This is a genomic window from Alcanivorax jadensis T9 (assembly GCF_000756655.1).
Classification (GTDB): Bacteria; Pseudomonadota; Gammaproteobacteria; order Pseudomonadales; family Alcanivoracaceae; genus Alcanivorax; species Alcanivorax jadensis.
Window position 1 is genome coordinate 97,661 of sequence record NZ_ARXU01000004.1, and the last position, 24,816, is coordinate 122,476.

Annotated in this window: 25 protein-coding genes and 1 tRNA gene; 16 read left to right on the forward strand and 10 right to left on the reverse strand. The window is 60.1% G+C overall.

Annotation, left to right across the window (positions count from 1 at the left end; genetic code table 11):
• Nucleotides 1-4: 4 nt before the first annotated feature.
• The 5 genes from T9A_RS07225 to T9A_RS07245 all read right to left on the reverse strand — a co-directional run bounded on the left by T9A_RS07225 (nt 5) and on the right by T9A_RS07245 (nt 4,175).
• Nucleotides 5-364: a rhodanese-like domain-containing protein gene (locus T9A_RS07225; RefSeq protein WP_035246450.1), complete on the reverse strand. Its 360-nt coding sequence runs from the start codon at nt 362-364 to the stop codon at nt 5-7.
• The gene (locus T9A_RS07230; protein WP_035246452.1) at nt 361-1,125 is read right to left on the reverse strand and encodes a glutathione S-transferase N-terminal domain-containing protein; all 765 of its coding nucleotides are present in this window, start codon (nt 1,123-1,125) and stop codon (nt 361-363) included. Before T9A_RS07230 ends, T9A_RS07225 begins: the two co-directional genes overlap by 4 nt.
• Entirely contained in the window at nt 1,122-2,687 is a 1,566-nt protein-coding gene (locus T9A_RS07235) for a GMC oxidoreductase (RefSeq protein ID WP_052042592.1), read from the reverse strand. Before T9A_RS07235 ends, T9A_RS07230 begins: the two co-directional genes overlap by 4 nt.
• Nucleotides 2,687-3,181 carry a hypothetical protein gene (locus tag T9A_RS07240; protein ID WP_035246454.1) on the reverse strand — a complete coding sequence of 165 codons (495 nt, stop codon included), beginning with the start codon at nt 3,179-3,181 and terminating at the stop codon, nt 2,687-2,689. Before T9A_RS07240 ends, T9A_RS07235 begins: the two co-directional genes overlap by 1 nt.
• Nucleotides 3,182-3,287: 106 nt before the next feature.
• Nucleotides 3,288-4,175, reverse strand: coding sequence for a LysR substrate-binding domain-containing protein (locus T9A_RS07245; protein WP_035246455.1), 888 nt, complete (start codon nt 4,173-4,175; stop codon nt 3,288-3,290).
• A 247-nt stretch (nt 4,176-4,422) separates the two neighbouring features.
• On the opposite strand from T9A_RS07245, the gene T9A_RS16830 reads away from it, so the two are divergent.
• From T9A_RS16830 to T9A_RS07305, 13 genes are all read left to right on the forward strand, one after another.
• Nucleotides 4,423-4,635, forward strand: coding sequence for a wax ester/triacylglycerol synthase domain-containing protein (locus T9A_RS16830; RefSeq protein WP_084573426.1), 213 nt, complete (start codon nt 4,423-4,425; stop codon nt 4,633-4,635).
• A 129-nt stretch (nt 4,636-4,764) separates the two neighbouring features.
• Nucleotides 4,765-5,253 (forward strand): CinA family protein, encoded by a 489-nt coding sequence (locus tag T9A_RS07250; RefSeq protein ID WP_035246457.1) that lies wholly within the window; start codon nt 4,765-4,767, stop codon nt 5,251-5,253.
• A 154-nt stretch (nt 5,254-5,407) separates the two neighbouring features.
• Complete coding sequence (gene recA, locus T9A_RS07255) at nt 5,408-6,445, forward strand: recombinase RecA (RefSeq protein ID WP_035246459.1); 1,038 nt, start codon at nt 5,408-5,410, stop codon at nt 6,443-6,445.
• A complete protein-coding gene (locus T9A_RS07260; RefSeq protein WP_035246461.1) occupies nt 6,438-6,905 on the forward strand; it encodes a regulatory protein RecX in 468 nt (155 codons plus the stop codon). Before recA ends, T9A_RS07260 begins: the two co-directional genes overlap by 8 nt.
• A gap of 214 nt (nt 6,906-7,119) precedes the next feature.
• A complete protein-coding gene (locus T9A_RS07265; RefSeq protein ID WP_035246462.1) occupies nt 7,120-7,887 on the forward strand; it encodes a sulfite exporter TauE/SafE family protein in 768 nt (255 codons plus the stop codon).
• Between the two features lie 176 nt (nt 7,888-8,063).
• Nucleotides 8,064-10,664, forward strand: coding sequence for an alanine--tRNA ligase (gene alaS, locus T9A_RS07270; protein ID WP_035246463.1), 2,601 nt, complete (start codon nt 8,064-8,066; stop codon nt 10,662-10,664).
• Nucleotides 10,665-10,757: 93 nt separating this feature from the next.
• Nucleotides 10,758-11,984, forward strand: a complete 1,227-nt coding sequence (locus T9A_RS07275; protein WP_035246464.1) for an aspartate kinase — start codon at nt 10,758-10,760, stop codon at nt 11,982-11,984.
• A gap of 235 nt (nt 11,985-12,219) precedes the next feature.
• Entirely contained in the window at nt 12,220-12,408 is a 189-nt protein-coding gene (gene csrA / locus T9A_RS07280; protein ID WP_011589077.1) for a carbon storage regulator CsrA, read from the forward strand.
• A 103-nt stretch (nt 12,409-12,511) separates the two neighbouring features.
• Nucleotides 12,512-12,601: transfer RNA gene (locus tag T9A_RS07285), tRNA-Ser, on the forward strand.
• A 228-nt stretch (nt 12,602-12,829) separates the two neighbouring features.
• Nucleotides 12,830-13,864, forward strand: coding sequence for a dihydroorotase (pyrC, locus tag T9A_RS07290; RefSeq protein WP_035246466.1), 1,035 nt, complete (start codon nt 12,830-12,832; stop codon nt 13,862-13,864).
• A 4-nt stretch (nt 13,865-13,868) separates the two neighbouring features.
• Complete coding sequence (locus tag T9A_RS07295; RefSeq protein ID WP_035246468.1) at nt 13,869-14,873, forward strand: CobW family GTP-binding protein; 1,005 nt, start codon at nt 13,869-13,871, stop codon at nt 14,871-14,873.
• Nucleotides 14,874-14,881: 8 nt separating this feature from the next.
• Nucleotides 14,882-15,214 (forward strand): DMT family transporter, encoded by a 333-nt coding sequence (locus tag T9A_RS07300; RefSeq protein WP_035246469.1) that lies wholly within the window; start codon nt 14,882-14,884, stop codon nt 15,212-15,214.
• Nucleotides 15,215-15,226: 12 nt separating this feature from the next.
• On the forward strand, nt 15,227-17,377 hold the full coding sequence (locus tag T9A_RS07305; protein ID WP_084573427.1) for an acetyl-CoA hydrolase/transferase C-terminal domain-containing protein: 2,151 nt from the start codon (nt 15,227-15,229) through the stop codon (nt 17,375-17,377).
• 214 nt (nt 17,378-17,591) lie between these two features.
• Here the strand turns inward: T9A_RS07305 and T9A_RS07310 are convergent, their stop codons facing one another.
• From T9A_RS07310 to T9A_RS07330, 5 genes are all read right to left on the reverse strand, one after another.
• Nucleotides 17,592-18,110 (reverse strand): DUF4282 domain-containing protein, encoded by a 519-nt coding sequence (locus T9A_RS07310; protein ID WP_035246473.1) that lies wholly within the window; start codon nt 18,108-18,110, stop codon nt 17,592-17,594.
• Nucleotides 18,104-19,138: a DUF2804 domain-containing protein gene (locus T9A_RS07315; RefSeq protein ID WP_035246475.1), complete on the reverse strand. Its 1,035-nt coding sequence runs from the start codon at nt 19,136-19,138 to the stop codon at nt 18,104-18,106. The genes T9A_RS07310 and T9A_RS07315 overlap by 7 nt, the downstream gene beginning before the upstream one ends.
• Entirely contained in the window at nt 19,135-19,947 is an 813-nt protein-coding gene (locus T9A_RS16590; protein ID WP_052042596.1) for a DUF1853 family protein, read from the reverse strand. Before T9A_RS16590 ends, T9A_RS07315 begins: the two co-directional genes overlap by 4 nt.
• Nucleotides 19,944-20,492: a PadR family transcriptional regulator gene (locus T9A_RS07325; protein ID WP_035246477.1), complete on the reverse strand. Its 549-nt coding sequence runs from the start codon at nt 20,490-20,492 to the stop codon at nt 19,944-19,946. Before T9A_RS07325 ends, T9A_RS16590 begins: the two co-directional genes overlap by 4 nt.
• A gap of 277 nt (nt 20,493-20,769) precedes the next feature.
• Nucleotides 20,770-21,456, reverse strand: a complete 687-nt coding sequence (locus tag T9A_RS07330; RefSeq protein WP_035246479.1) for a hypothetical protein — start codon at nt 21,454-21,456, stop codon at nt 20,770-20,772.
• Nucleotides 21,457-21,624: 168 nt separating this feature from the next.
• Between T9A_RS07330 and T9A_RS07335 the strand changes: the two genes are divergently transcribed.
• From T9A_RS07335 to T9A_RS07345, 3 genes are read left to right on the forward strand one after another with little or no spacing between them, the layout of a single operon-like run.
• Complete coding sequence (locus T9A_RS07335; RefSeq protein WP_035246481.1) at nt 21,625-22,092, forward strand: YbjN domain-containing protein; 468 nt, start codon at nt 21,625-21,627, stop codon at nt 22,090-22,092.
• 14 nt (nt 22,093-22,106) lie between these two features.
• Nucleotides 22,107-22,772 carry a 2OG-Fe(II) oxygenase gene (locus tag T9A_RS07340; RefSeq protein ID WP_052042598.1) on the forward strand — a complete coding sequence of 222 codons (666 nt, stop codon included), beginning with the start codon at nt 22,107-22,109 and terminating at the stop codon, nt 22,770-22,772.
• Nucleotides 22,721-24,775, forward strand: coding sequence for a hypothetical protein (locus T9A_RS07345; protein WP_035246483.1), 2,055 nt, complete (start codon nt 22,721-22,723; stop codon nt 24,773-24,775). Before T9A_RS07340 ends, T9A_RS07345 begins: the two co-directional genes overlap by 52 nt.
• Nucleotides 24,776-24,816: the final 41 nt, after the last annotated feature.

The following is a 24,816-nucleotide window of genomic DNA, read 5'->3' on the forward strand; positions in this document are numbered from 1 at the left end:
TTCTTCACTGGCGGTATCCCTTTTCATCGGTGGGCAGATTCTTTCCCCACCATTCCTTCATGCCGCCGGCAAGTTGGTAGGCCTCAAACCCCATGCGTATCAGTTGTCGGGTGGCAGGAATGCTGCGGTGGGCCGAACGGCAAATGGCAACCACCGGGCGGCGTTGGTCCAGTTGCAATGCCGCGACAGTGCCGTGGTTGAGTGCGGTAATGGCCAGGTGTCGGGCGCCGGAGATGTGTCCGGCGAGAAACTCCCGCCGGGTTCGCACATCAAGTAGCTGTACCTCGTTCAATCGCTCTGCCAGTTGTTCCGCCGAGAGTTCCGGCACCTTGCCAAAGGGCAGCCAGTCGCGCCATGGGCTCATTGCGCCGTTCCCTGTTGTGTCGAGGCATCACCGTATTGTTGCTGCAGGTAGCGGATGATGTCGCTGCTTTCGAACAGACCCGTGTGGGTATTGGGGTCATAAAGGTAAGGCAGCTGCACCTTGCCGGTTTGTTTCATGAGCCTGGCCCGGTTGGTGCCGGGAACAGGACGGTAGGGCCCCTTGCCCGGCCTTAGCCATGGCAGACCTGCATCACTGAGCTGCTGCTTGCCGCAATTGCGCAACACATAAGCCAGCCCCAGCTCGGTGAGCCGTTCACGGACCAGCCGTGAGAAAGGACTGGATTCGAAACTGTACAGTTCGAGGGGCGTTTGGGGCGCCCAGGAGGGGCGGCCACGTGTTCCTTTTGCCAAACGGAGTGCGCTGGCCAGCTGGCTGAGTTTCAGGGATTCGCTGCTGCGGGGCAATTGGCCTTTGCCGTATTGTGTATGCAGGTAGGCGATGATGGCTTTGCTTTCGGTAACCTGGTGGCCGTTGTTTGGGTCGACCAAAAAGGGAACACGGCGCGTACCGCTGAGCTGTTCCAGCTCGTCCCAGTAACCGGCCTGTCCCTTGGGGCAGGGTTTGATCAGCACATCCAGATCCAGTTCGGTGAGCGCTTCGCGAACCGGGCGGCAGTAGGGGCAGCCTTCCATGTCGTAGAGGGTGAGCATGGCGTGGGGCTGTTCGTCGCGGATCAAGGCAGAGGTGCCGCGCCATTGTCGTGCCGTGGAAGCCAGCAGGGATGAGACAAGCTGTATCATGCGGGTGTCCTTTGTTCAGTGTTTGCTTCAGTGGGTTTGGCGGTATTGATGGTTCTCCGGGCGCGTTTCCCTGTGCTGTTCCTGTTGTGCCCTGTGCGGATCAATCCTGTTGCCACATGCCGAGACCATGCTGCAATGGTCATGGAAGGTGGGGTGCCAGGCGCTGCGGGGAGTGCGGCGGCATCAGCCACGTACAGGTTCGAGTGGCCGAACACCTGGCCGCTGCCATTCACGACGCCGTTCTGTTCGCTGGCAGCGAGCCGGGCACCACCCAGAGGGTGGACGGTAAAGGCCATGCCGGGCAGTGTGCGCACGGGGCGCTGGCTGCGCCGACCGACTTCGGAAAATAATCGCTGGATCCTGGTCAGCACCGGGCTGTTCTCGGCCAGATAGCGAATCCGCAGCCGCCCCCGTTGCCAGGTGACCACGCCATCGGCCAGGTCGGCGCCCATCCCCACCAGCAGGGCGTTCCGGCGCAGGAAGGCTTTCAGTGATGCCGGTAGCGGCAGGGTGTCGATTCCGTTGAAACCATACCGGGTGAGAATGGGGCCGGGCTGAGCCTTGCCGGTGACCGGATCGCGCAGGGCGAAGCGGCCATGGGTGGCGGTGCCACGGGTGAAATCGGCCCCGTCCTGATTCAGCCCCCACCAGGCCACGCTGTCGCCATTGCCGCCAAAGCCTCGCCCCAGGGCCGGCATGCCCTCTAGTCCGCCCAGTTCCCGACTGTGGAACAGCAGGCGCAGAGTGTTGAGGGTGCCGGCGGCCAGGATGACACGGTCTGCCAGCAGGTAGCAGCGCCGGCGTGCGGCATGGTCCATGACTTCCAGTCGATAGCCCCCGCCGGGTTGGCGCCACAGGCTCAGGCATTCATGCTCCGCGGCTACCTGCAGTCCCTGCTCCATGGCGGGTAACAGGAAGGCCAGGTCCAGGGTCATCTTGGCGCCGTTGGCGCTGCCGAAGAAGCTGTTGTTGGCGTAGTCTGCCTGGCAGCCTTCCATACGAATGGCCATGGCCGGCTGCGGCACGCTGTCATCGGCGACAAAGGCGGTGTTGTGGGCAAAGGCCTGCGGGGTCCAGTTGGGAATCCGGTCGTCGGCACTGGCCCGGCGGGAACCCATTCGCTGCATCATCCAGCGGTAGTGGTGTTCCATCCCGGCGGCCTGGATTCCAGCTTCGGGATGGTCCCAGTAGTCAGGCTGTTCCGGGCGGGTATTCATGGCGCTGTAGACATGGCTGCCACCACCGACACCGTTGCTGGCTACCACGGTCATGTCCCTGCCCAGATAAATATCAAACAAGCCGTGGCGGGACAGCTTCAGGCCCTTGCCGGGAAGCCAGCGCTGGCCGAAACGGTGCAGCAGTCCGCTCCAGAGGTGGCGTCCGGCGGGCAGGGGCCTGCGGTGCGGGATGCCGGCTTTGCGGACCGGGTCAGTATCTCGCCAGGGACCGCGTTCCAGTAACAGTACGGATTCACCCGCTTCGGTGAGGGTGCTGGCGGCCACGGCGCCACCGAAACCGCTGCCGATGACAATGGTGGAATGGTGTTCAATGCTGCCTGGCATCAGCGAGTCTCCTGCAGGGTGAAATAGAGCAGGGTGCGGGTGCCACGGCGGGTGCGGTAGCGCATGCGGGCGAGATAAAGCGCGTCCTGAAAGTAGCGTACTTCGCCGAGAATCGGGCGAAGCAGGGCTGGATTGCCCTCGACGTCGTAATCCAGCGCCAGTGCATCGCTGTCTTGCCGATCCTCAATCCGGTATTGCCCCCAGGCGCCCTGCAGGGTGCCAAGACCCCACAGGTTGGCGCCATTGGACGCGTCGAAGTGCTTTCCCTGCCAGGGATTAAGCCAACTGGCCAGCAGTCGGTAGAGGCCAGACTTGATCACGCCGGGCAGACTGCTCAGGCCACTGATACCCAGCAGGGTGCCTTGATAGTCGCCTTGCAGTTCGTTCTTGCGCGGCGCTGGAAGGGTAGCGAACAGAGCATCCAGTTCGTCCTGGCGGTGCCGGGCAAGGAAGGTGCGCGGGGGAAAAGGAGCAAGGGGTTTAGCGACTGCCATGGTGCAAATTCCTTATAGCGTCTTTGCACATCAATCTAGGTAGTCAGGGGGGCTTGGACAAACGATAAAAATTAATGTTTCGCGTTAGGCTCGCTAATCTGAATCATCATGCCGGCAACGTGGCAAGCCGTGTCTTGAGCCAGTCGATGAAGGACCGGCCGCCTTTCGGGAGTTCAGCGTTGTCCGGGTAAACGGCGTAGATGGCGTTGTCCAATGGGCCCAAGGGCGGAAAGGGTGCTTCCACCCGGCCGCTCTGTACCAGGGAGTATTCCACCGGGTAGAGAGCGAGAGCGGCACCGAGGGTTTCGGCGGCCTGTATCGCAGCAGGGTAATCGTCGACGTAGTACTGGGGACCCTCCGGTTCCGGTAGTCCCAGTTGGTTGAACCAGTGCTGCCAGGCCTGGGGGCGGCCGGTCATGTGAACCAGCGGCACCCTTGTCATGGCTTGAACATTGCCAGCTAGCCCATAGCGGTCGGTGAAGCCGTTGGGGGTGAAGACCTGGATCATCACTTCGGCGAGTTTTTCGTGACTGAGGCCGGGCCAGGGAGGTTGCCCGTAGCGGATAGCCAGATCAAACGAACCTTGTTGGAGATCCATGTTGGCCAGATTGGTTTCCACTTCCAGTTCTACTTCGGGGTGCTGCTCGCGGAAAGTTTCCATGCCAGGCAGTACCACCCGTGCAGCAACCGGGGGCATCATGCTGACCCGCAAGCGACTGTGAAGCGGTGTTGTCAGAGCAAGTGTGGCGCGACGTAGCCCTTTGAGATGTGGCTGTATCTGGTTCAGGTAACGGGTGCCTTCTTCGGTGAGGGTCAGGGCGCGGTTATGACGTTCGAACAGCGTGACACCCAGACTCTCTTCCAGTTGCTGGATCTGCTGGCTGACGGCTGAGGGGGTGATGTGAAGTTGCTTCGCCGCTTGCTTGAAGCTGAGCTGCCGGGCGGCGGCTTCGAAGGTCATCAGAAAGTTCAGATTTGGAAGGGGTCGACGCATGCTGTTTCCATTCTTTTGTTCGCTATTCTTCTGACGCCAACTCGGCCGGCCAGTCACCAACCATAGCATGCCAGCCTGTCTCGGCGGGTGCCCAGGGGATGGGTGATTCGAGTGCTCTGTTTTTACGGGGCTGTTCAGTTTGCTATCGATGATTATATTGGACAGGTGTATTGCGGCATGGTGGATGTGAAAGGCATCTGTCGACCGTTCAAACAGAAGCTGTATTCGCGGGTCTCGGGCAACCTGGATGCTTTCCTGGATTACCGATAGCAACTTCGATATCGACTATCACGTGCGTCATTCGGCTCTGCCGCGCCCGGGCCGTATTCGTGGGTTGCTGGCGCTGATGCCGCGGCTGCACGTGCAGCGTCTCGATCCCCGCCGCCCTGGTCCTCGGCGTGGAATACCCTCTTGCCGCGCAAGCGCCGCTAGGGCTCTCTGGCCCGTGCAGGGATGTTGAAACCCCTGCGTAGTCTTCAACGCGGCACAGAGCAGTTTGTTAGGTGGTGTCGACACGGCTCCATGGTCGGTAAACTAAGGCTCTCTGATCTCCCGACCTGTGGGAAATCGACAATTCAGGAAGGCAAGTGTGACACAAGGCTCAATTCAACAGGCGGCGTTGCAGCTGTCAGAGAATCTGCTCAAGCAGCAACTGATGGCGGTGACAGCGGAATCCTGTACCGGCGGTGGTATTGCTCAGGCGCTTACTGAGATTCCCGGTTCCTCACGCTGGTTTGAACGTGGCTACGTATCCTATTCCAACGAGGCTAAACAGGAGCTGCTGGGGGTGAACGCCGAAACCCTTGAGACGCACGGTGCGGTGAGTGAAGAGATCGCGCTGGAGATGGCCTGTGGTGCCGTCGCCCGCTCACGGGGCCATATTAGTGTTGCGGTGACCGGTGTGGCTGGCCCGGATGGCGGCACGCCTTCCAAGCCGGTGGGGACGGTGTGGATTGCCTGGGGCCAAAAGCTGGGCTATGCCGAGGCGCAATGCTTTCATTTCGAGGGTGATCGTCACGCCGTTCGTCAGCAGACCATTCTGGAAGCCATCAAGGGCTTGAATGCCCGTCTCCAGTAGTCACAATCTGCCCATTGGATAAACAGGGTTGCAAAGGACAGGAATACCTGTTCATAATGCTGTCCATATTGTCAGTGCTGTCCGAAAGGTCAGCCAGAACGGATCAGATAACGGCGATGCAATGACTGTCACGCCGAAACGGAGAGGGGTCATAATGAGCGATAAATCCAAGGCGCTGTCCGCCGCACTATCCCAGATCGAACGTCAGTTTGGTAAAGGTTCCGTGATGCGCATGGGCGATCGCAAGCGCGAGCGCATGCCGTCCATTTCCACCGGCTCCCTGGGGCTGGATATTGCTCTTGGTATTGGTGGTCTGCCGAAAGGGCGTATCGTGGAAATCTATGGCCCGGAATCCTCTGGTAAGACCACCCTGACCCTGAGCGTGATCGCCCAGGCGCAGAAGAAAGGCGCTACCTGTGCCTTTGTGGATGCAGAGCACGCCCTGGACCCGGACTATGCCGAGAAGCTGGGCGTGAACGTGGATGACCTGATCGTGTCCCAGCCGGACACCGGTGAGCAGGCACTGGAAATTACTGACATGCTGGTGCGTTCCGGCGCGGTGGATGTGGTGATTGTTGATTCCGTGGCGGCACTGGTGCCGAAGGCCGAAATTGAAGGCGAAATGGGTGACACCCACGTTGGCCTGCAGGCTCGTCTGATGAGCCAGGCGCTGCGCAAGATCACCGGCAATGTGAAAAACGCCAATACCCTGGTGGTGTTCATCAACCAGATCCGCATGAAGATCGGCGTGATGTTCGGTAACCCGGAAACCACCACCGGGGGTAACGCCCTCAAGTTCTATTCCTCCGTGCGCCTGGATATCCGTCGTATCGGCGCGGTGAAGCAGGGTGACGAAGTCACCGGTAACGAAACCCGCGTGAAGGTGGTGAAGAACAAGGTATCGCCGCCGTTCCGTCAGGCCGAATTCCAGATTCTTTACGGCCAGGGCATCAATCAGCTGGGTGAAGTGCTGGACCTGGGTGTGCAGCAGGGCCTGGTGGATAAATCCGGTGCCTGGTATGCCTACAAAGGTGACAAGATCGGCCAGGGCAAGCAGAACGCCTGTGAGTACCTGCGTGAAAACCCGGCTGTCGCCGAGGAAATCGAACAGGAAATCCGCGCTCGCTTGCTGCCTGATCCCACTGAGGCGCCGGCTGTCAAGGAAGAGGAAGCCGAAGCCGGCAATGAGTGAACCGCTCACTGAATCCGAACTGCGCCAGCGGGCTGTCAGCCTGCTGGCGCGTCGGGATCATGCCCGCCGGGAGCTGGAAACCAAGCTGTACCGCAAGCTCGGTGAGCAACCGGCGCTGCCAGCGGTGCTGGCCTGGTGTGACGAACACGGCTTTATCGACGACCGGCGCTTTGCCGGTTTTTTTGTGCGTTCGCGCATCGATCGCGGGCAGGGCGCCCTGCGCATCCGGCAGGAACTACAGCTGAAGGGCGTGGATAACGAGCTGATCGCCCAGGCCCTGGCAGAGGCTGAGGTGGACTGGTTCGCGCTGGCCCGGGAGGTGCGGGCTCGGCGCTTTCGTCAGTACCCTGGCAAGGACCAGAAAGAAAAAGCTCGCCAGCTAAGGTTCCTGCAACAGCGCGGTTTCAATGCCGAACAGAGCTTTGCTGCGCTGGATTGTTCCCCGGAAGACGAGCTGTAGTTCGTCCTTCCCGTTTCCCATCGCTGCTATCCTCACCCCGTTGGAGCTTTGCTCGCAAAGCGAAGGGCTGACGTTACCCGGATGATTCGCCTTGCGAGCAAGGCTCCAACGGTGCCGGTTTGTGGTCGACGGAGCCAGCCCGGTAATTTTTCCTCTTGGTTTGAATTCCGTTCACGGCGTATCCTTCGCTTTTGCGGCTTGTGTGAGATTTTCCATGGAGTACCTGTCTGATCCCTGGTTGGCGGCAGCCATGCTGGGTGCTGGTGTATTGGCGGGTTTTATCAACACCCTGGCCGGTGGCGGGGGGCTGCTGATCCTGCCGTTGCTGATGCTCAGTGGCATGAGCGCGGCATTGGCTAACGGCACCATGCGGGTAGGGGTGCTGATACAAAGCGTGGAGGCGGTGCGCCAGTTCAACAAGCGCGGCACCATGCCGTTCAAGCCGCTGCCAGCGATTCTGGTGCCCTGCCTGCTGGGGACGCTGGTGGGTACTCTGGCGGCGTCCTATCTGCCGGAGTCCATTCTCAAACCGGTATTGCTGACGACCCTGGTGGTGGTGGCACTGATTATGGTGTTCAAACCCAATCAACTGTCGCCAGCAGCGGATGAGCTGCCACTGCAACCTAATGACTCTGTTGCCGGCTGGTTGGGCCTGTTCTTCTGTGGCGCCTACGGCGGCTTTGTGCAGGCGGGCGTGGGCTTTGTGTTGATCGCGGTGCTGGTGGGCCAGCTCCGCTATGACATGCTGCGCGGCAACGCCCTGAAGCTTGCCATCACCGGCAGTTTTACCGTGCTGGCCCTGGGCATTTTTGTGGCCCGCGACCAGGTGGCCTGGCTACCGGGCCTGCTGGTGGCTGCCGGCACCCTGCTCGGCGTACGCCTGGGGGTAGGCTTCGCCCACCGGGTCTCCCCGACAGTGCTCAAGCGTATTTTGCTGGTGATGGTGCTGGCGGTGTGCCTGGCGGCGGCGATCAAGGGCTAGAAACAAGCTACGAGCTGCTAGTTTCAAGCTATTAGATTAAAGAAGGGCTACCTTCTGTTTTCGGGTTGTTCTCGAAGCTAGAGGCTAGTAGCTCGCAGCTTACTGAACCATCGCAACCGGGCCGGCAGGGCGGTATACTCGGCGCTCTCTGATAGCCAGCCGATAATGTTTCTCCTATGAAGAGTGCTGAACTACGCCAGGCCTTCCTGGACTACTTTGCCAGCCAGGGGCACGCCAAGGTGCCATCCTCCTCGCTGGTGCCCCATAACGACCCCACCCTGCTGTTCACCAACGCGGGGATGAACCAGTTCAAGGACGTGTTTCTGGGCCGTGAATCCCGGGATTACACCCGTGCCACCAGCTCCCAGCGCTGTGTGCGTGCTGGTGGCAAGCACAACGACCTGGAGAACGTGGGTTACACGGCGCGGCATCACACCTTCTTCGAGATGCTGGGTAACTTCAGCTTCGGCGATTACTTCAAGCGCGAAGCTATCAAGTTCGCCTGGGAGTTCCTCACCGGCACCCTGGGCCTGCCTGAAGAGCGCCTCTGGGTCACCGTGCATGTGTCCGATGATGAAGCGGCGGATATCTGGCTGAAGGAAATGGGCGTCAGCGCCGAGCGTTTCTCCCGCCTGGACGAAGATAATTTCTGGCAGATGGGTGACACCGGCCCCTGTGGTCCCAGCTCGGAAATTTTCTACGATCACGGGGCGGATGTGCCCGGCGGTCCACCAGGGTTCGAGGGCGAGGATCTGGATCGCTACATTGAGATCTGGAACCTGGTGTTCATGCAGTACGACCGCCAGCAGGATGGCGAGCTGAAGCCGCTGCCCAAGCCCAGCGTGGATACCGGTATGGGCCTGGAGCGTATCGCGGCGGTGCTGCAGGGGGTCCATTCCAACTACGAGATCGACCTGTTTCAGGCGCTGCTGCAGGCCGCGGCAAAAGCCACCGGCTGCCAGGATATGGAAGAGAAATCCCTGCGGGTGATCGCCGACCATATCCGTTCCGCCAGCTTCCTGATCTGTGACGGGGTGATCCCGTCCAATGAAGGCCGTGGCTACGTGCTGCGCCGCATCATCCGTCGCGCCCTGCGTCATGGCCACAAGCTGGGCCAGGACAAGCCGTTCTTCTCCACCCTGGTGGGGGCGCTGGTAGAACAGATGGGCGAGGCCTATCCGGAGCTGGTTCGCGAGCAGGCCCGTATCGAGAAGGCGCTGCTGGCGGAAGAAGAGCAGTTCGGCCGCACTCTGGCCGCAGGCATGAAGGTGCTGGAAGCGGCCATTGCCGAGCTGGACGGCAAGGAGCTGCCCGGCGAGGTGCTGTTCAACCTCTATGACACCCATGGCTTCCCGCCGGATCTCACCGCCGATGTGGCCCGTGAGCGGGAGTTGACGGTGGACATGGCCGGTTTTGAAAAAGCCATGCAAGCCCAGCGTGAGCGGGCCCGCGGTGCCGGTAGCTTCGCTAATGATTACAGCGACCGCCTCAACATCGAGGCGGTGACTGATTTCTCAGGTTACGAAAAACTGGCGGACGAAGACGAAATCGTCGGCCTGTTCAAGGACGGCGAAGCGGTGGACGCTCTCCTGGCCGGGGAAGAAGGCATGGTAGTGCTGGCCAGCACGCCGTTTTATGCAGAATCCGGTGGTCAGGTGGGCGACAGTGGTTTCCTGGTGCAGGGCGACAACCGTTTTGCGGTGTCCGATACCAAAAAACGCCAGGCGGCCCATGTGCACCTGGGCAAGGTGGAAAGCGGCAGCCTGAAAGTGGGCGAGAAAGTGTCCGCCTACGTGGATGTGGATCGCCGTCGCGCCATCATGCGTAATCACTCTGCCACCCACCTGATGCACGCCGCCCTGCGTGACGTGCTGGGCGACCATGTGCAGCAGAAAGGCTCTCTGGTGGCGTCTGACTATCTGCGCTTCGACTTCTCCCATGGCGAAGCGGTGAGTGAAGCCCAGCGCGAGCAGATCGAGATTCTGGTCAATCGCCAGATTCTGGCTAACACCCCGGTCACCACTGAATTGATGGATATCGATGCCGCTCGTGAAGCCGGTGCCATGGCTCTGTTCGGCGAGAAATACGACGACCAGGTGCGTGTGCTGAGCATGGGCAGCGAGGGGTTCTCCAAGGAGCTGTGTGGCGGTACCCACGTGAGCCGCACCGGCGATATCGGTCTGTTCCGTATTACTCTGGAAGCGTCAGCCGCTGCCGGTGTGCGCCGCATCGAAGCGGTCACCGGTGAGCATGCCCTGGGCGTGATGCGCCAGCAGGAGCGGGCGCTTAGCGAGATCGCCGCCACGGTGAAAAGTACCCCGGACAACGCCGCCGAGCGGGTGCGCAGCCAGGCACAGAAAGTGCGCGAGCTGGAAAAGGAAATCGAACGCCTCAAGCAGAAGCTGGCCAGCGGTGCCGGCAGCGACCTCACCGATGAGGTGCAGGAGATCGCCGGCGTGAAGGTATTGGCGACCCAGCTGGACGGGGCCGATGGCAAGACCCTGCGGGTTACCATGGACAAGCTGAAAGACAAGCTGGGTTCGGCGATTATCCTGTTGTCCGCCGTGGAAGGTGACAAAGTGGCCCTGGTGGCCGGTGTCACCAAGGATCTAACCGGCCGCTTCAAGGCCGGTGATCTGCTAAAGCATGTGGCCGAGCAGGTGGACGGTCGCGGCGGTGGTCGCCCGGACATGGCCCAGGGCGGGGGCAACAACCCTGCAGCCCTGCCGGCGGCCCTGGAAAGCGTGAAAAACTGGGTGTCTGAGCAGGGGGCGTAAGCCGCGGTCAAGACCATGGCTCAGCCCTCAACATGAAATCCCGGCGCGTTTCTGTTAGAGTTACGCGCTCTTTTTTGCAGATAAAGCGACTTTATGGCCCTTATAGTGCAGAAATACGGCGGTACCTCAGTGGGTACAGTCGACCGCATTCAAGCCGTCGCCGAGAAGGTGGCAGGCTTCCATAAACGGGGCGACCAGGTGGTCGTGGTGGTGTCCGCCATGAGCGGCGAAACCAATCGCCTGATCGAGCTGGCCAAAGGTGTCAGCGATAACCCTTCACCGCGCGAGATGGATGTGCTGGTCTCCACCGGCGAGCAGGTCACCATTGCCCTGTTGTCCATGGCGTTGCAGAAGCAGGGCATCAATGCCCGCTCCTACACCGGCAGCCAGATTCCCCTGCGCACTGACAGTGTCCACTCCAAGGCTCGTATCGAAGAGATCGACGACAAGAAAGTGCGTGCCGACCTGAATGGCGGCAGCGTTGTGGTCGTGGCAGGTTTCCAGGGTGTGGATGCCGACGGCAACATTACCACTCTCGGCCGTGGCGGCTCCGATACCACCGCCGTGGCTCTGGCCGCCGCATTGCAGGCCGACGAGTGTCAGATCTACACCGACGTGGACGGCGTTTACACCACCGACCCCCGTGTGGTGGATAACGCCCGTCGCCTGGACAGCATTACCTTCGAGGAAATGCTGGAAATGGCCAGTCAGGGCTCCAAGGTCCTGCAGATCCGCTCTGTGGAATTCGCCGGCAAGTACAATGTGCCGCTGCGTGTCTTGTCCAGTTTCCAGGATGGTCCTGGAACTCTCATTACCGTCGACGACGAGGTTGATATGGAAAAGCCGGTAATCTCCGGAATTGCCTTTACCCGTGATGAAGCCAAAATCATCGTGCGTGGCGCCCCGGATACCCCGGGCATTGCCTACAAGATCCTCGGCCCGGTGAGCGCAGAGAACATAGAAGTGGACATGATCGTGCAGAACGTGGGCAAGGACGGCGCCGCCGACTTTACCTTCACTGTGCACCGCAACGATTTCGCCCGTGCCCAGGAAGCACTGCGCAAGGCTTCCGAAGAGCTGGGCAACCCGGAAATCATTGGTGACGACAAGATTGCCAAGGTGTCCCTGGTGGGTGTGGGCATGCGTTCCCACGCTGGTGTAGCGTCCAAGATGTTTGAAACCCTGGCTAACGAAGGGGTCAACATCGAGATGATCTCCACCTCCGAAATCAAGGTGTCTGTAGTGATTGCCGAGAAATACCTGGAGCTGGCGGTACGTGCTCTGCACTCCGCGTTTGAGCTGGATCAGCCTGCCGGCTGAGGGTGTGGATCAGCTTGCCGCTGATCCACATACTGCCAGGTAGGTACGGGGCGACGACCGGTTGGTCTCGCCCCCCTTCACGGCGAGACTTACGAATACGCTTCAGGCATACTACCGCCCCCGTGCCAGGGGTGGGTAAATGGTCCCGCACCAAGGAGTCGTCAAGGACGGCAACCCGCGAGCCTCAGGTACGGCATGCGCTCACGGAAATTGAAGGACCCCAGGAGGGATCATTATGTTAATTCTTACGCGTCGAGTTGGTGAGACCCTGATGGTAGGTGATGAAGTCACTGTGACTGTCCTGGGTGTAAAAGGTAACCAGGTTCGTATCGGTGTGAATGCACCGAAAGAGGTTGCCGTGCATCGGGAAGAAATCTACCAGCGAATTCAGCACGAAAAATCATCAGACGGTGAGTCTGCCTGATTTTTGGGCTGTATTTTCTCCGCAAAATCGTTATGATGCGCGGCGAGTTTGGAAACAGGCCGGCAAGAGCCCACATTCCAAGCTGACAATATGACCGCATTCCGGAGAGGTGGGTGAGTGGCTGAAACCAGTTCCCTGCTAAGGAACCATACGGGTTACCGTATCGCGGGTTCGAATCCCGCCCTCTCCGCCATATATAAAAAAACGCCCCGCACTGCGGGGCGTTTTTCGTTGCAGCCTTGCTCACCAGGCGAAGCCCCTCCGATTTTCCTCACTCGTCACGCCTCAATGATTCAGGCTCTCACGCAAAAAGCGCCCTAACGAGCCGCGCTCATACTTACAAGCAAACATTTTCAACCCGCCCGGCCTCGCAGTTGCGCTACACTATGTACCCCGAAAAACTCCGACCCAAGGTGACGCCATGACTGACACCCTGACCATCGCCCGCCCTGACGACTGGCATCTGCATTTCCGCGACGGCGCTCTGCTCGCCGAGACGGTGCCGGCCACGGCGAACGTGTTTGGCCGTGCCATTGTCATGCCCAACCTGACCCCGCCGGTGAATACGGTGGCCCAGGCCGACGAGTACCGGCAGCGAATTCTGGCTCAGGTGCCTGCGGGCGTCGCCTTCGAGCCGTTGATGGTGTTGTACCTGACCGATACCACCTCGGTGGAAGAGGTGGCGCGGGCCGCGAAGAGTGACTTCGTGCATGCCTTCAAGCTGTACCCGGCCGGTGCTACCACTAACTCCGACAGTGGCGTCACCGATCCGGGCAAGATCACCCATCTCTACGCGGCCATGGAAAAACACGATGTGCCGCTGCTGGTTCACGGTGAAGTCACCGATGCAGACATTGATATTTTTGACCGTGAAAAAGTCTTTATCGATCGTTACCTCAATGATATCCGCCGCCAGTTTCCCGGCCTGCGGATTGTCTTCGAGCATGTGACAACGGCAGAAGGCATTCACTTTGTGCGCGAGGCCAGTGAGCTGACGGCGGCGACAGTGACGCCGCAACATTTGCTGATGAACCGTAACGATATGCTGGTGGGAGGGGTGCGCCCGCACAACTACTGTCTGCCGATCCTCAAGCGTCGCCAGCACCAGGAAACGATCCAGCAGGCGGTGCTGGAAGGTCATCACCGTTTCTTCCTGGGCACCGATTCCGCGCCCCATGCGCGCAACAAGAAAGAAGCGGCCTGTGGCTGTGCCGGTTGCTATTCCGCGCGGGCGGCGTTGCCGCTGTATGCCAGCTTTCTCGAGCAGCACAACGCGCTGGACAAGCTGGAAGGCTTTGCCAGCCATTTCGGCGCGGATTTCTACGGTTTGCCCCGCCATACCGACACGGTGACCCTGGTGCGCAAGCCCTGGTCCGTGCCCGAGGTGATTGATGCGGCCGGGGAGGCTATGGTGCCTTTCTACGCTGGTCAGCAACTGCCCTGGTCCCTGGGCTGATTGAATGGAACGCTTGCCGGTCGTTGTCCTGAGCGGGTTTCTGGGCAGCGGCAAGACCACGCTGCTCAACCGCTGGCTCAGTGAGCGCCAGGACCTGGCGGTGATCATCAATGAGCTGGGCGATATCGGCATCGACAAGCACCTCACCGGCCCGGGGCGGGTACCGGTAACCTTGCTGGCCGGTGGCTGCCTGTGTTGCGTGATACAAGGTTCTCTGTCGAGCACCCTGCGCAATCTCTTCATGGCGCGCAAGAATGGTGAGCTACCGGCGTTTTCCATGCTGGTGCTGGAAACCACCGGCGCTGCCGATCCCTTCGGTGTCACCGCACCGCTGGAGCAGGATCCCTGGTTGAAGAAACGATTTTTCTGCCAGTCGGTACTGACCGTGGTGGATGCGCTGGCCGGGGTCCGTAGCCTGGAGCGTCATCCTGAGTGGCTGGAACAGATCCATGCTGCCGATGCCTTGCTGTTGTCCAAAACAGCGCACTGTGAGCCGCAAGCCCTGGCGGCTCTGAAGGCGCAACTGGCTGCCCTGAATGTCACCGCGCACATTTACTCGGAACCGGCCCCGGTGGATCTGCTGGCACAGTCATTTCCCCGTCGCTGCCGGGTCACCGGCAGTTTTGCGCCGGTGCAACCGGGCGGCTCGCTGTTGTCGACACAGTCACCGGTTACCCCATCATCCCGTCACCAGCTGTATAGCGCTTCACTGCGCTGGGATGGAGTGTTGTCCTGGCCTCTTTGGCAGGCCGCCCTCAAGCAGCTTGCCGAGCAATGCGGTGATGCCCTGATCCGGGTAAAAGGCCTGTTGCGCGTGGACGGCCTGGATGGGCCCTTGCTGGTGCAATGGGTGGAAGGCAGTGAGCCGGCGCTTGGCCCGCTGAATCAATGGCCGGATCAGGATAGGCTCACCCGATTGGTACTGATTGTTCGCCATCCCCAGGCTGACTTTGCGCAACAACAACTGGCACACTGGGAAACCTTGCTGACACAGCTTGCCGATCAATAGGATCCGACATGGGTTATCTATACCTTGCCGTAGCCATCCTCGCTGAAGTGGTGGCGACCAGCGCGCTGAATGCCTCCCAGGGATTCACCCGGCTGTGGCCTTCTGTGGTGACTGTGGTGGGCTACAGTATCGCTTTTTATGCCCTGTCGTTGACCCTGCGTACGGTACCCATGGGGATTGCCTATGCGGTGTGGGCCGGTGTCGGTATTGTATTGATTGCGCTTGTCGGGGCGCTGTTTTTTCGCCAGCAACCGGACTTGCCGGCAGTGATCGGTATGGCGTTTATCGTACTTGGTGTGGTGCTGGTAACGTTCGTATCGCGCACCATGCACATTGAATAACAAGGAGTTCCCGTGACAGAGCGGATGCAGAATGCCGAACAGGCAGTGGATTATGTGATCGAGCAGACCGGTGGCGAAATTCGCCTGGCCATGCCGCTGGGACTGGGCAAGCCAAACCGTTTTGTGAATGCGCTTTATGCCCGGGTGGAAAAGGATTCCTCTCTGTCCCTGGATATCTATACCGCCCTGTCCCTGGGCAAGCCGGGTGCCGGCAGTGATCTGGAAAAACGCTTTCTCAATCCTTTCGCCGATCGCTTGTTCGGCGACTATGAAGAACTGGCTTATCTGAAGCCCCAGAAACGCAGTGCCCTGCCGGATAATATCCGCGTCTTCGAATTCTTTGTGCAGCCAGGCAGCATGCTGGGCAGCGACAGCGCCCAGCAGCATTACATCAGCAGCAACTACACCCACGTGGCTCGGGATCTCAACGCTCGCAAGGTCAATGTGGTGGCGCAGATGCTCGCGCATCGGCAGGAAGACGACAGTGATTGCTACAGTTTTTCCTGTAACCCGGAAGTGACTCTGGATCTGATGCCGCTGCTCAAGGCGCGCCGGGATGCCGGCGAGACCATCATCTCCGTGGGGCAGGTGCACCGGGACCTGCCCTTTATGGAAAACGATGCCCGGGTGGATGACTGGCTGGCTGAGATGGATATCCTGCTGGACGATCCCCAGGGGCATACGCGGCTGTTCAGCACCCCGAACATGCCGGTGAATATTCAGGACCACTTTGTCGGCTTGCATGCCAGCACCCTGATCAAGGACGGCGGTACGTTGCAGATCGGTATCGGCGCCCTGGGAGATGCGCTGGTACATCATTTGCGTCTGCGCGAGCAGGATAACGATCTCTATCAGTCCCTGCTTAATGCCTGGTCGCTACCGAAAAGCCACCAGGAACTGGTCGATAGCGAGGGGGGCACCGGGTCTTTCCGTGAGGGGCTGTACGGATGCAGCGAGATGATGACTCATGGTCTGCTGACGCTGATTGATGATGGCATTATCCGCCGCCCGGTGTATGACTGGGCACCGCTGCAGCAGCTGGAAATGCATAACCCGGCCAAGCCCGGTCTGGCCCTGCTGGATGCTCTGCGTGAGCAGGATGCCATTCGCCGTCGTCTTAATCATGACCACTTGCGTCAGCTGAAACGCTTCGGAATTTTCCGTCACGATGTTGAAAAGCACGGTGATGAACTGGTGCTGCCCAATGATATCCGCGTGGCCAACGACCTTGATGACCGCGCTACCCGGGAGGCTCTCAAGGCGGTATTCGGCGAAGAGCTGGCCGGTGGCGTGGTCATGCATGGTGGCTTCTTCCTGGGGCCCCAGGCGTTCTATGCACGCCTTCGTGAGATGGATGCGGCGAGCCGGGCTGCCATCAACATGACCCACATCAGCTTCATCAATCATCTTTACGGTGATGAAACCCTCAAGCGCTTGCAGCGCCAGGATGCCCGTTTTGTGAATACCGCTTTCACTGTGACTCTTCTTGGGGCGGCAGTGGCCGACCAGGTGGAAGATGGTCGGGTACTCAGTGGGGTAGGCGGGCAGTACAACTTTGTCAGCCAGGCCCATGAACTGGAAGGGGCCCGTTCCATCCTGATGGTTCGTGCCTGGCGTGAACGCGCCGGCGAGGCCATGAGCAATGTGCTGTTCCGCTATGGTCACAACACCATCCCTCGCCATTTGCGCGATGTGGTAGTCACCGAATACGGGGTGGCAGATCTGCGCGGCAAGACCGATGAGGAAGTGGTGATGGCCATGCTCAATGTGGCCGACAGTCGTTTCCAGATCGAACTGATGGAAGAAGCCCAGGCCGCCGGCAAGCTGCGTAAGGATTACCAGATCCCGGAATCTTATCGGCGTAACAATCCGGAGCATCTTCACGAGATCGCTGAACGGCATGGTGACAAGGCGTTCCCCACTTTCCCGTTGGGGTCAGATTTCAATGACGTGGAGCAACGGCTGCTCAAGGGGCTGACCTGGCTTAAGGAAAAAGTCAGCCAGAAGGAATATCTGAAATTGGGTCGAAAGGCGTTGTTCGAGGAGGGAAGCGAAAGCGATTTCGCTGCCGAAATGGAACGCATGGCGCTGGCCGATCCGCACGGAATCCGCGCCCACCTTTACCAGCGGTTGTTGCTGACGGCGCTGGAAGCCACGCGCTGATATTGATGCGTGGGAATCTTCCGCAGGGTGCGATGAGCGAGGAGAACCGCACCCTGCGTAATCGTAGGAGCGGCGCTTGAGCCGCGAATGGAGTTAAGGTGTGGAATCAACCTTCTTAAGCCTATTCGCGGCTCGAGCGCCGCTCCTACAGAAAAGCATTCTCTCCGTGTTCTCTGTGACCTCTGTGGTAAAAGCGGATTTTGAAAGCGCCTGATCAGGCGCTTTTCCTTTCCTCTACCTGATCGGCTTTTTTGGAACGTGTCTTGGCGGGGTTGCTGGACAGTGCTCGCCAGAACGGAATGCGGCGGGTGACCGCCACCATTTCGTCGACGCTGTCGCTGATGCCGGAGAGGCGATCCACGGTATCCCTCAGGCCCACCAGTTCGTCCACATGTTCGGACATCTTGAACACCACCATGTAAAACTCCAGCAGGGCGCGCAGTACCGATGCCAGTACCAGAAACGTCAGTGGTGCGGCGAAGAAAAAGTAGAACAGCCCACGCCAGGTTGAAGCCATAAAGGCTTCCACGCAGACGTAGACCAGACCGCAGGCAATGGCTACCAGAGCGATCCCGTAGACGCCGGGCAGCACCTGAATGATCATGTATTTGTCGAACTTGAAGTTGAACAGCTCGCGCCAGTACTGCACAACCCAGAAGAGTCCGCGGCGCATACGGTCACCGAATTTTTCCGTTTGTTTTTCCGGTGTTATGTGCTGATTATTCTCTACCATTTTGCGTACTGCTCCTCGACAAAACCGTATTGCCCGTCAATGGTCAGGGTGCGTCCGTCCTTGAGTCGGAGCTCGCCATCGAAGCGGCCAAACAGCTGATTGAAATTGCTGGCAAACAGGCCCAGGTTCATCCGTTCGCGATGATTGCCATTGGGGGTGAAGCGAAGCGATACCTGCCCGCACTGACTGCGCAGGGTCCAGGGTTGCATCAGATCATCCCGGTTGTATTCAAAGATCACACCGCCGGTGGGGATCAGCTGATCGTCCACCCACAGGCAGTTTTCTGAAAATGTGGTTTCGTTGACGCCGCAGGACAGATTCAATCCCACCCGTGTGCTGCCGATCAGGGCGGACAGGCACGCCCAGTTCCAGAATGTTTCGCGGCGCATATAGCCGGCGGAAAAATCGTGGTGGCCGCTGGCGCCCAGCTCGGCCAGATCCTGGTGATTGCCGTCCTGCTGCAGGGTGCCGGTGACAGTGCGACCGGCGACTTTATTGGCGTACACCCAGCCATTGACGCCGGTGCGGGTACACAAGGACATGGGCTGATACTCCGGGCCCTCGTCCATCTGTACATTCAGCGACAGGTCCTTCAGGTCCACCCGCAGGGTTTTGCTCAGGGCGCCGTCCTGCTCCTGGTAGCCCAGGCGGATATCCACGCCGCGGCGCTGAAAGTGGCTTTCACCATGCCTTGGTGACGTGGACATGTTCAGTTCCCGGCCCAACGGCGAGCGCCAAGTATATTCTCGTAAGCGCCCGGTGCGGGGCTCAAAGATGTAAAAAAACGCCATCCCTAGGTAGGCGGTATGGGCCAGGGCACAGCCGGCCAGCAGCTCCTGGCTGATAACGCCGAAATACTGGAACTGCTTGTAATGAAAATGCCGGGCAAAACGTGGCGCGGGCTGACCCATGGGGGTGCGGTAATCCGCCTCGCGACCGTTGATGGTGGCGACGGTCTCGGGAAAGACGCCAAGGGCGACCTGGCCCTGGTTGTCTACCAGTGCCAGGGGTTGAGGCTGAAAGTTCATGTGTTTGGCCAGCTGACAGGAACAATAAAACCCGGTGTATCACGATGGCGTTGGGTCACCATGAGGGGGCGTTGACGGGTTTCAACATAGTCAATCAGGGTGGGGGTAGCAATCAAAGTGGTACTTTTGTCCGACATGAACGGACAGGGCCAGTAAGGCCGCTCAACAATTGACCATTCGCCGTCATCCAGGGCGTCGCTGGGTAGCCACCAGCCCCGTTCATGGCCCGGGTGGGGTTGCTGGCCCGAGGTGGGGGTATGCTGCCGGTAGAACAGCCGTCCCCGGCTCAGCAAGGCGGTGCCATCCGGCTGCCAACCTTGCTCGGCAAGCTGGGTGCGCACTTCCGGCATGGAGGAACGTGGCAGCTGCTGGTCGAACAGATGGCGGGCCTTGCGGTCCAGGGTGTCGTGGCTGTTGGGGCCAAACCAGGCCTGCTCTGTGCCCAGGTAAAATTTCAGGGCCAGCTCCCAGTGCCACAGCTTTCCGTCCAGGTGATCGCGGACCAGCAGGTCCAGCTCCCCCAGTGTGCGGCCCTGGTGGCGAAAGGGCAGATTACTGGCAATTCGCTCCAGATTGTTGCTGGCATCTACCATCGCGGATACCCATTGCTCGAACATCAGCCCCAGTCGTCTTGCTGGCGTGTGTGCCTGCAGACGCAGTGAGGCCCGTTCCGGCAACCCCGGGTCGAGTTGGTATTCGCGTTTTAGCAGTTCGCCGGCATCCCGGCAGGGAGAAGGGCAGGGCAGGAGGGATGGGGCCTCCACCAGCCAGCGCAGCAGGCCAGCTGGTGTATGAGAGGCTGTGGTCATGCTGAAGTGGATAGAATCTCGCGTTTGTTTAATGCCGTTTTTACCTCATCAGCCCAGTGAAGCCAGGCCTGTTGATCGAGAATACCCCGGCGCAGGGTCAGATAGGTAAACAGATCCTTTTCACGGCCCTGTTCATCCAGTTTCCTGGCCAGTGCCTCGAAGGTATGCAGACGCTCACGACGCAGATCCGCCTGGTCATCCAGCTCGCGCAGGATCGACGACGAATCCGACAGGGCACCGCCTGCAATTTTTACCATAAAGGCGTCGCGGATGCGCGGTGGGGCTGCGGGTTTTCGAAGCCATCGAATCAACTCGTCGCGGCCTTCTTCCGTGATCCGGTACAATTTTTTGTCCGGTTTGCCATCCTGGGGGATATGGCGAAATTTCACCATATGCTGGTCATTGAGTTTTCCCAGCTCCAGGTAAATTTGCTGATGGGTGGCGTTCCATACCAGCCCAATGCTGTTAGCAAATTCGCGAGCGAGGTCGTAACCGCTGGCTTCCTGATCTTGAAGCAGGACAAGTATGGCATGGCGCAAAGACACGGCTCACTCCTCGTTTTATTATGTGACGTAATACTATTTTGATAGTAGAGAGCCGTGTTATTGCTGCGCAATCCGTTGAATAAGTAGTTTTGTAAAAACTTGGTGAACTTACACCACAGCCAAAGTGCAATGTAAGTAATTGTTATCAAAAGGGATGCACTCTGTAGGCCGAGCAGGCCATAAAGGAAAAGATTGTTTCAGTCAGGCTTACAAGATTTGGAGCACAGGGAGTAGTCCATAATCCTGTCAGCAATGACAGGATTTTGGACGTTGCCGGTCAGGCGGAACGGGGGGGAAGCGGGATCAGCTGGCTTGCCTGAAACTCCGCGGAGGCCTTGAGCTGTTCTGCGTTTAGTTTGGGGACCAGGCTGTTGATCAGACTGCGTGATGCCTTGCGGGTGGTTTCCACACCCATGCTGGCTAACTTGCGCAGTACCGGGCCGAATTGCAGTAAGGCCATGGGCCGCTCGAAATACCATTCGATGGCCTGATCGGTCAGTGCCAGCAGGTAGCGCACCAGCTCTTGTCGCGCCTTTTCGGGATTTTCCTCGCACAGGCCGGGCAGGCTTTTCCCCAGGGCAGCCATTTCCTCATCCACCGGGAACGCCACGTACCAGAAATTCTCGCCGGGAGCGGGCTGACGAACCAGATCCATGTAGTCGGCGGCAGCGCGATTCTGCTGCAGATCCAGTTTTTTGGCGCTGCGGCTGACCACCAGGTAGGTGGTCTTGCTGATGGTCTGGGTGGTCATGCGGACCACTTTCATCATGGCCGGGGATAACTGGGCTGCCTCGGCGGCCCGGGTCAGAAAGGCGTTGAGGGCCTCGTCGATGAAGATGCCCATGATCGCTTCGATCTCCTTGGGCTCTGGCCGGGAGGCGTCACCCTGCATGCGACGGATAAAGCCGTCGGTTTTCTCATGCAGGATATCGCTGGAGCGGAAGGCAACGTGAGGTATTGTCATTATTCGGGTCCTGAAGCGAGGGATGAAGGAATCATACCCAGCCTGGCCGCGGGCTCAAATGACCGAAAATGGCGTGGCCTGACTATTCCTGATGGCACGACTCAGCTATTTCTTTTTGTGTTCCAATGGAAGATGATTCGCGCCCTGCGGGGTAGGCTAGGAGAAATCATGTTAGGCGTCGTCAATGCGGATGCGGAGCGGGTAAAACAGTGGCTCCAGCAAGCGAATATTCGGCATTACATCTGTGAGCACTGCCATGGGTTGCACCTGTCCGAGTTGCAGGAGCGCGAAGGGGTGGTGGATGCCCGTGTGTTCGTGGAAGAGGATGGCATCCTGCTGACCACCGAGCTGGAATTGCGCCCGTCGGCCCTGTTTGCCGTGCAGGCGGAGCTGACCCGGCTGAACATGGCGTATCCGTCCATCAAGCTGTTCCTGGATGTGAGCGACGATTCTCTGCCCCGGCTGGTTGCCTGCGACCTGCTGCTGGGCCGTCACGGCGTTTCCTTCGAGCAGTTCATCTACTTTGTCCAGGCCACCGTGGATGCCACGGTGCAATTGCTGGATGAAGGCCAGGAGTTTAACTGGCTGATCTGGCCGGACGAGATGGATAGTGGTGCCGGCGAGGCACTGCATTAATCGGGAGCACCAGCGTGCAAGACAATGTGGATTCACTGGGTGGCGTCGGCGGCGATCGCCTGGACGGACTTATCGACGGGTTGGTCCAGCATGGCTATGCCATTTCTCCCGGTTATTTCCCCTTGTCACTGGTGCGAGCCCTGCGCGAGGAAGCGCAGCATCGTGACCGGCAGGGTGAGTTTCAGCTGGCCGGTATTGGTCGGCGCCAGGTGCACCAGAAAGACACCCGGGTTCGCAGTGATCGGACCTGTTGGCTAAGGGGAGAAACCCTGGCCCAGTGTCAGTTGCTGGAAGGTCTGGAAAGCTTGCGGGTGGCGGTGAACCGGTCTCTTTTCATGGGGCTGTTCGAGCTGGAATCACACTTTGCCATTTACGGGCCCGGTGATTATTACCAGCGTCATCTGGATGCCTTCAACGGCAATAACGGGCGCCTGTTGTCCGTGGTGTTGTACCTGAACGAAGGCTGGCAGAGCCAGTGGGGCGGGCGCCTGCGGCTGTGGCCGGAGCCTGATGCCCAGGGCGTGGCCAGCGAAGTGGAACCCCGTGCCGGCACTCTGGTGGCTTTCCTCAGCGAGAAAATTCCCCACGAAGTCTTGGCAGCCACCCGGGAACGCTACAGTATTGCCGGATGGTTTCGCTGCAACAACACCACCGCCGACTGGCTCGATCCACCGCGCTGATACTTGCCCTGCTGCTGGGGCAGAGCGGCGCGTGGGCGACGGTCTGTGCCAACCCCGGTCGCGATGGCCAGGGCGGCAATGATGCCCTTATCAACAGCTATTTCACCGGCCGGGACACCCAGACCCTCTCCCCGGGCACCCGTACCTTTTCACTGACTCGCCAACGCGGCCACATTCCCCTGCATGCCGGTGACCTGGCTCTGTTACTGCAAGTGCAGAGTGCTTCCATGAACACTGCCAACCGTACCGGTTATGGCCAGCTTCAGGGCCATGGCCTGATGGCCGAGTGGGTGCGGGTGGATCGTGTGGAGGGAGAACAGGTGTGGATTCAGGGCGATGGTGCCGGTGGTGGCCTGATACACAGCTATGTGAATGCACCGGCCAGCGGCGAGCAAGGTCGCCGTCGTTGGCAGCTGGTGCGGGTACCTCAGTACGAGCATTTCTCCTTGCAGCAGGATACCCGGGCGCTGCCCTGGGATGGTTACACCGGTGGTGTGCTGGCGGTGGATGTGCGCCGCAAGGTAACCATGAATGGGCACCGGTTGTCGGTGGCGGGTGCCGGTTTCCGCGGTGGCCCGGCGTTGTCCTTGCAGGGAGCGCTGGGGCGGCCGGCAGATTGGCGCTATCCGGCGCCGTCGGTCCAGGATCGGCAAGCCGGTTACGGCCATCACGCCAGCAAAGGGGAGGGCCTCGCCGGTACACCGGTGTTGCTGCTGGATACCGGTACGCGTTATCCCGGCGGCGACATGGGGCGCGGTGCCCCCGCCAATGCCGGCGGCGGGGGTAATGGCCTGGATTTATCTCACCAGCAGCTGGGTAACGGTGGCGGTGGTGGCAACGGGGCGCCTGGTGGCCACGGACTGCCGGCGGAAGGCGGTGGCCGGGGTGGCCATCCCGCTCCCCGGGTGTTGGTGCTGGGCGGTGGCGGCGGTGCCGCCGCCAGACGCCAGGGTGATGGCGGCCAGGGCGGTAACGGCGGTGGGCTACTGCTGGTCAGGGCCGCCGGCCTGCAGGGTCAGGGAGCCCTGGATTTGCGCGGTCTGGCAGGCAGCGCTGCTGCCGATGTGGGCGGGGGTGGTGGTAGTGGCGGCACCCTGTGGCTGGATCTCCCGGTCACCGATTCGCTGGCCGTCACCATCAAGCATGCGGGGGGTGCCGGGGCCAAAGACGGTGGCCTGGGTGGCGATGGTCAGTTGCTGGCCCGGGGCGAGCGCGGTTGGCCGGGCTTTCATTCCCTGTCGGTGGCGGGTGCCGAGGCAGGATTTCGTTGTCGCCCCGCCGGTCACTGGCTTACCGGCGTGTTGTTCGAGGATAACGGGGCTGGCGGTGGCCAGGCGTTCAATCAGCGTCGCGAGGGTGGCGAAGCGCCCTTGCCCGGTCTGACGCTGACCTTGCAGGACCCGGCCAGCGATTGGCAAAAGACCACCACCTCCGGTGCGTCCGGGGCCTTCCAGTTCCGCTTGTCGGAAGCGCAGAGTCGTGGCCAGACATTGTGGTTGTCACTGTCGTTGCCGACAGGGAAGAGGTTGCCGCAGTTGCCTTCACTTAACGGCAAGCCGGGTCAGCGTAAAGACAGTCAGATTCGCTGGCAGGTGACTGCCAGCGCCGATCGCCATTCCGGGCCGTTGCCGCTGGGCCTGATCGCGGAACCGGGCTGGCAGGCGCCTGACGACACGGTACTGGCACCGGGCAGTACCGCAGTGCTGACCTTTGAATACCGGGCGCCGGTGACCGGGCAGGTACAATTCCACAGTGATCACCCGGCGTTGCGTGGTCTGTTGATGGACCGGGCCTGTTCCGGGGATAGCGAGCAATGGCAGAGCGGGCAGAACGCCGGCTGGCCGGTGACCGCCGGCGAGCGGTTGTGCGTGCGGGTGCCGGTACGTTTTGACGGTCAGCCAGCCCGCATCCCGGTGACGGCCACAACACTGCCTGATAATGCGCCTGCCGATTTTATGATTACACCCCAGCAGACCTCGGTAAAAATTCTTCCCGGGTCTTGAAAGTTTTTCCACCATCCCCATTTATTTCACTGTGACAACCC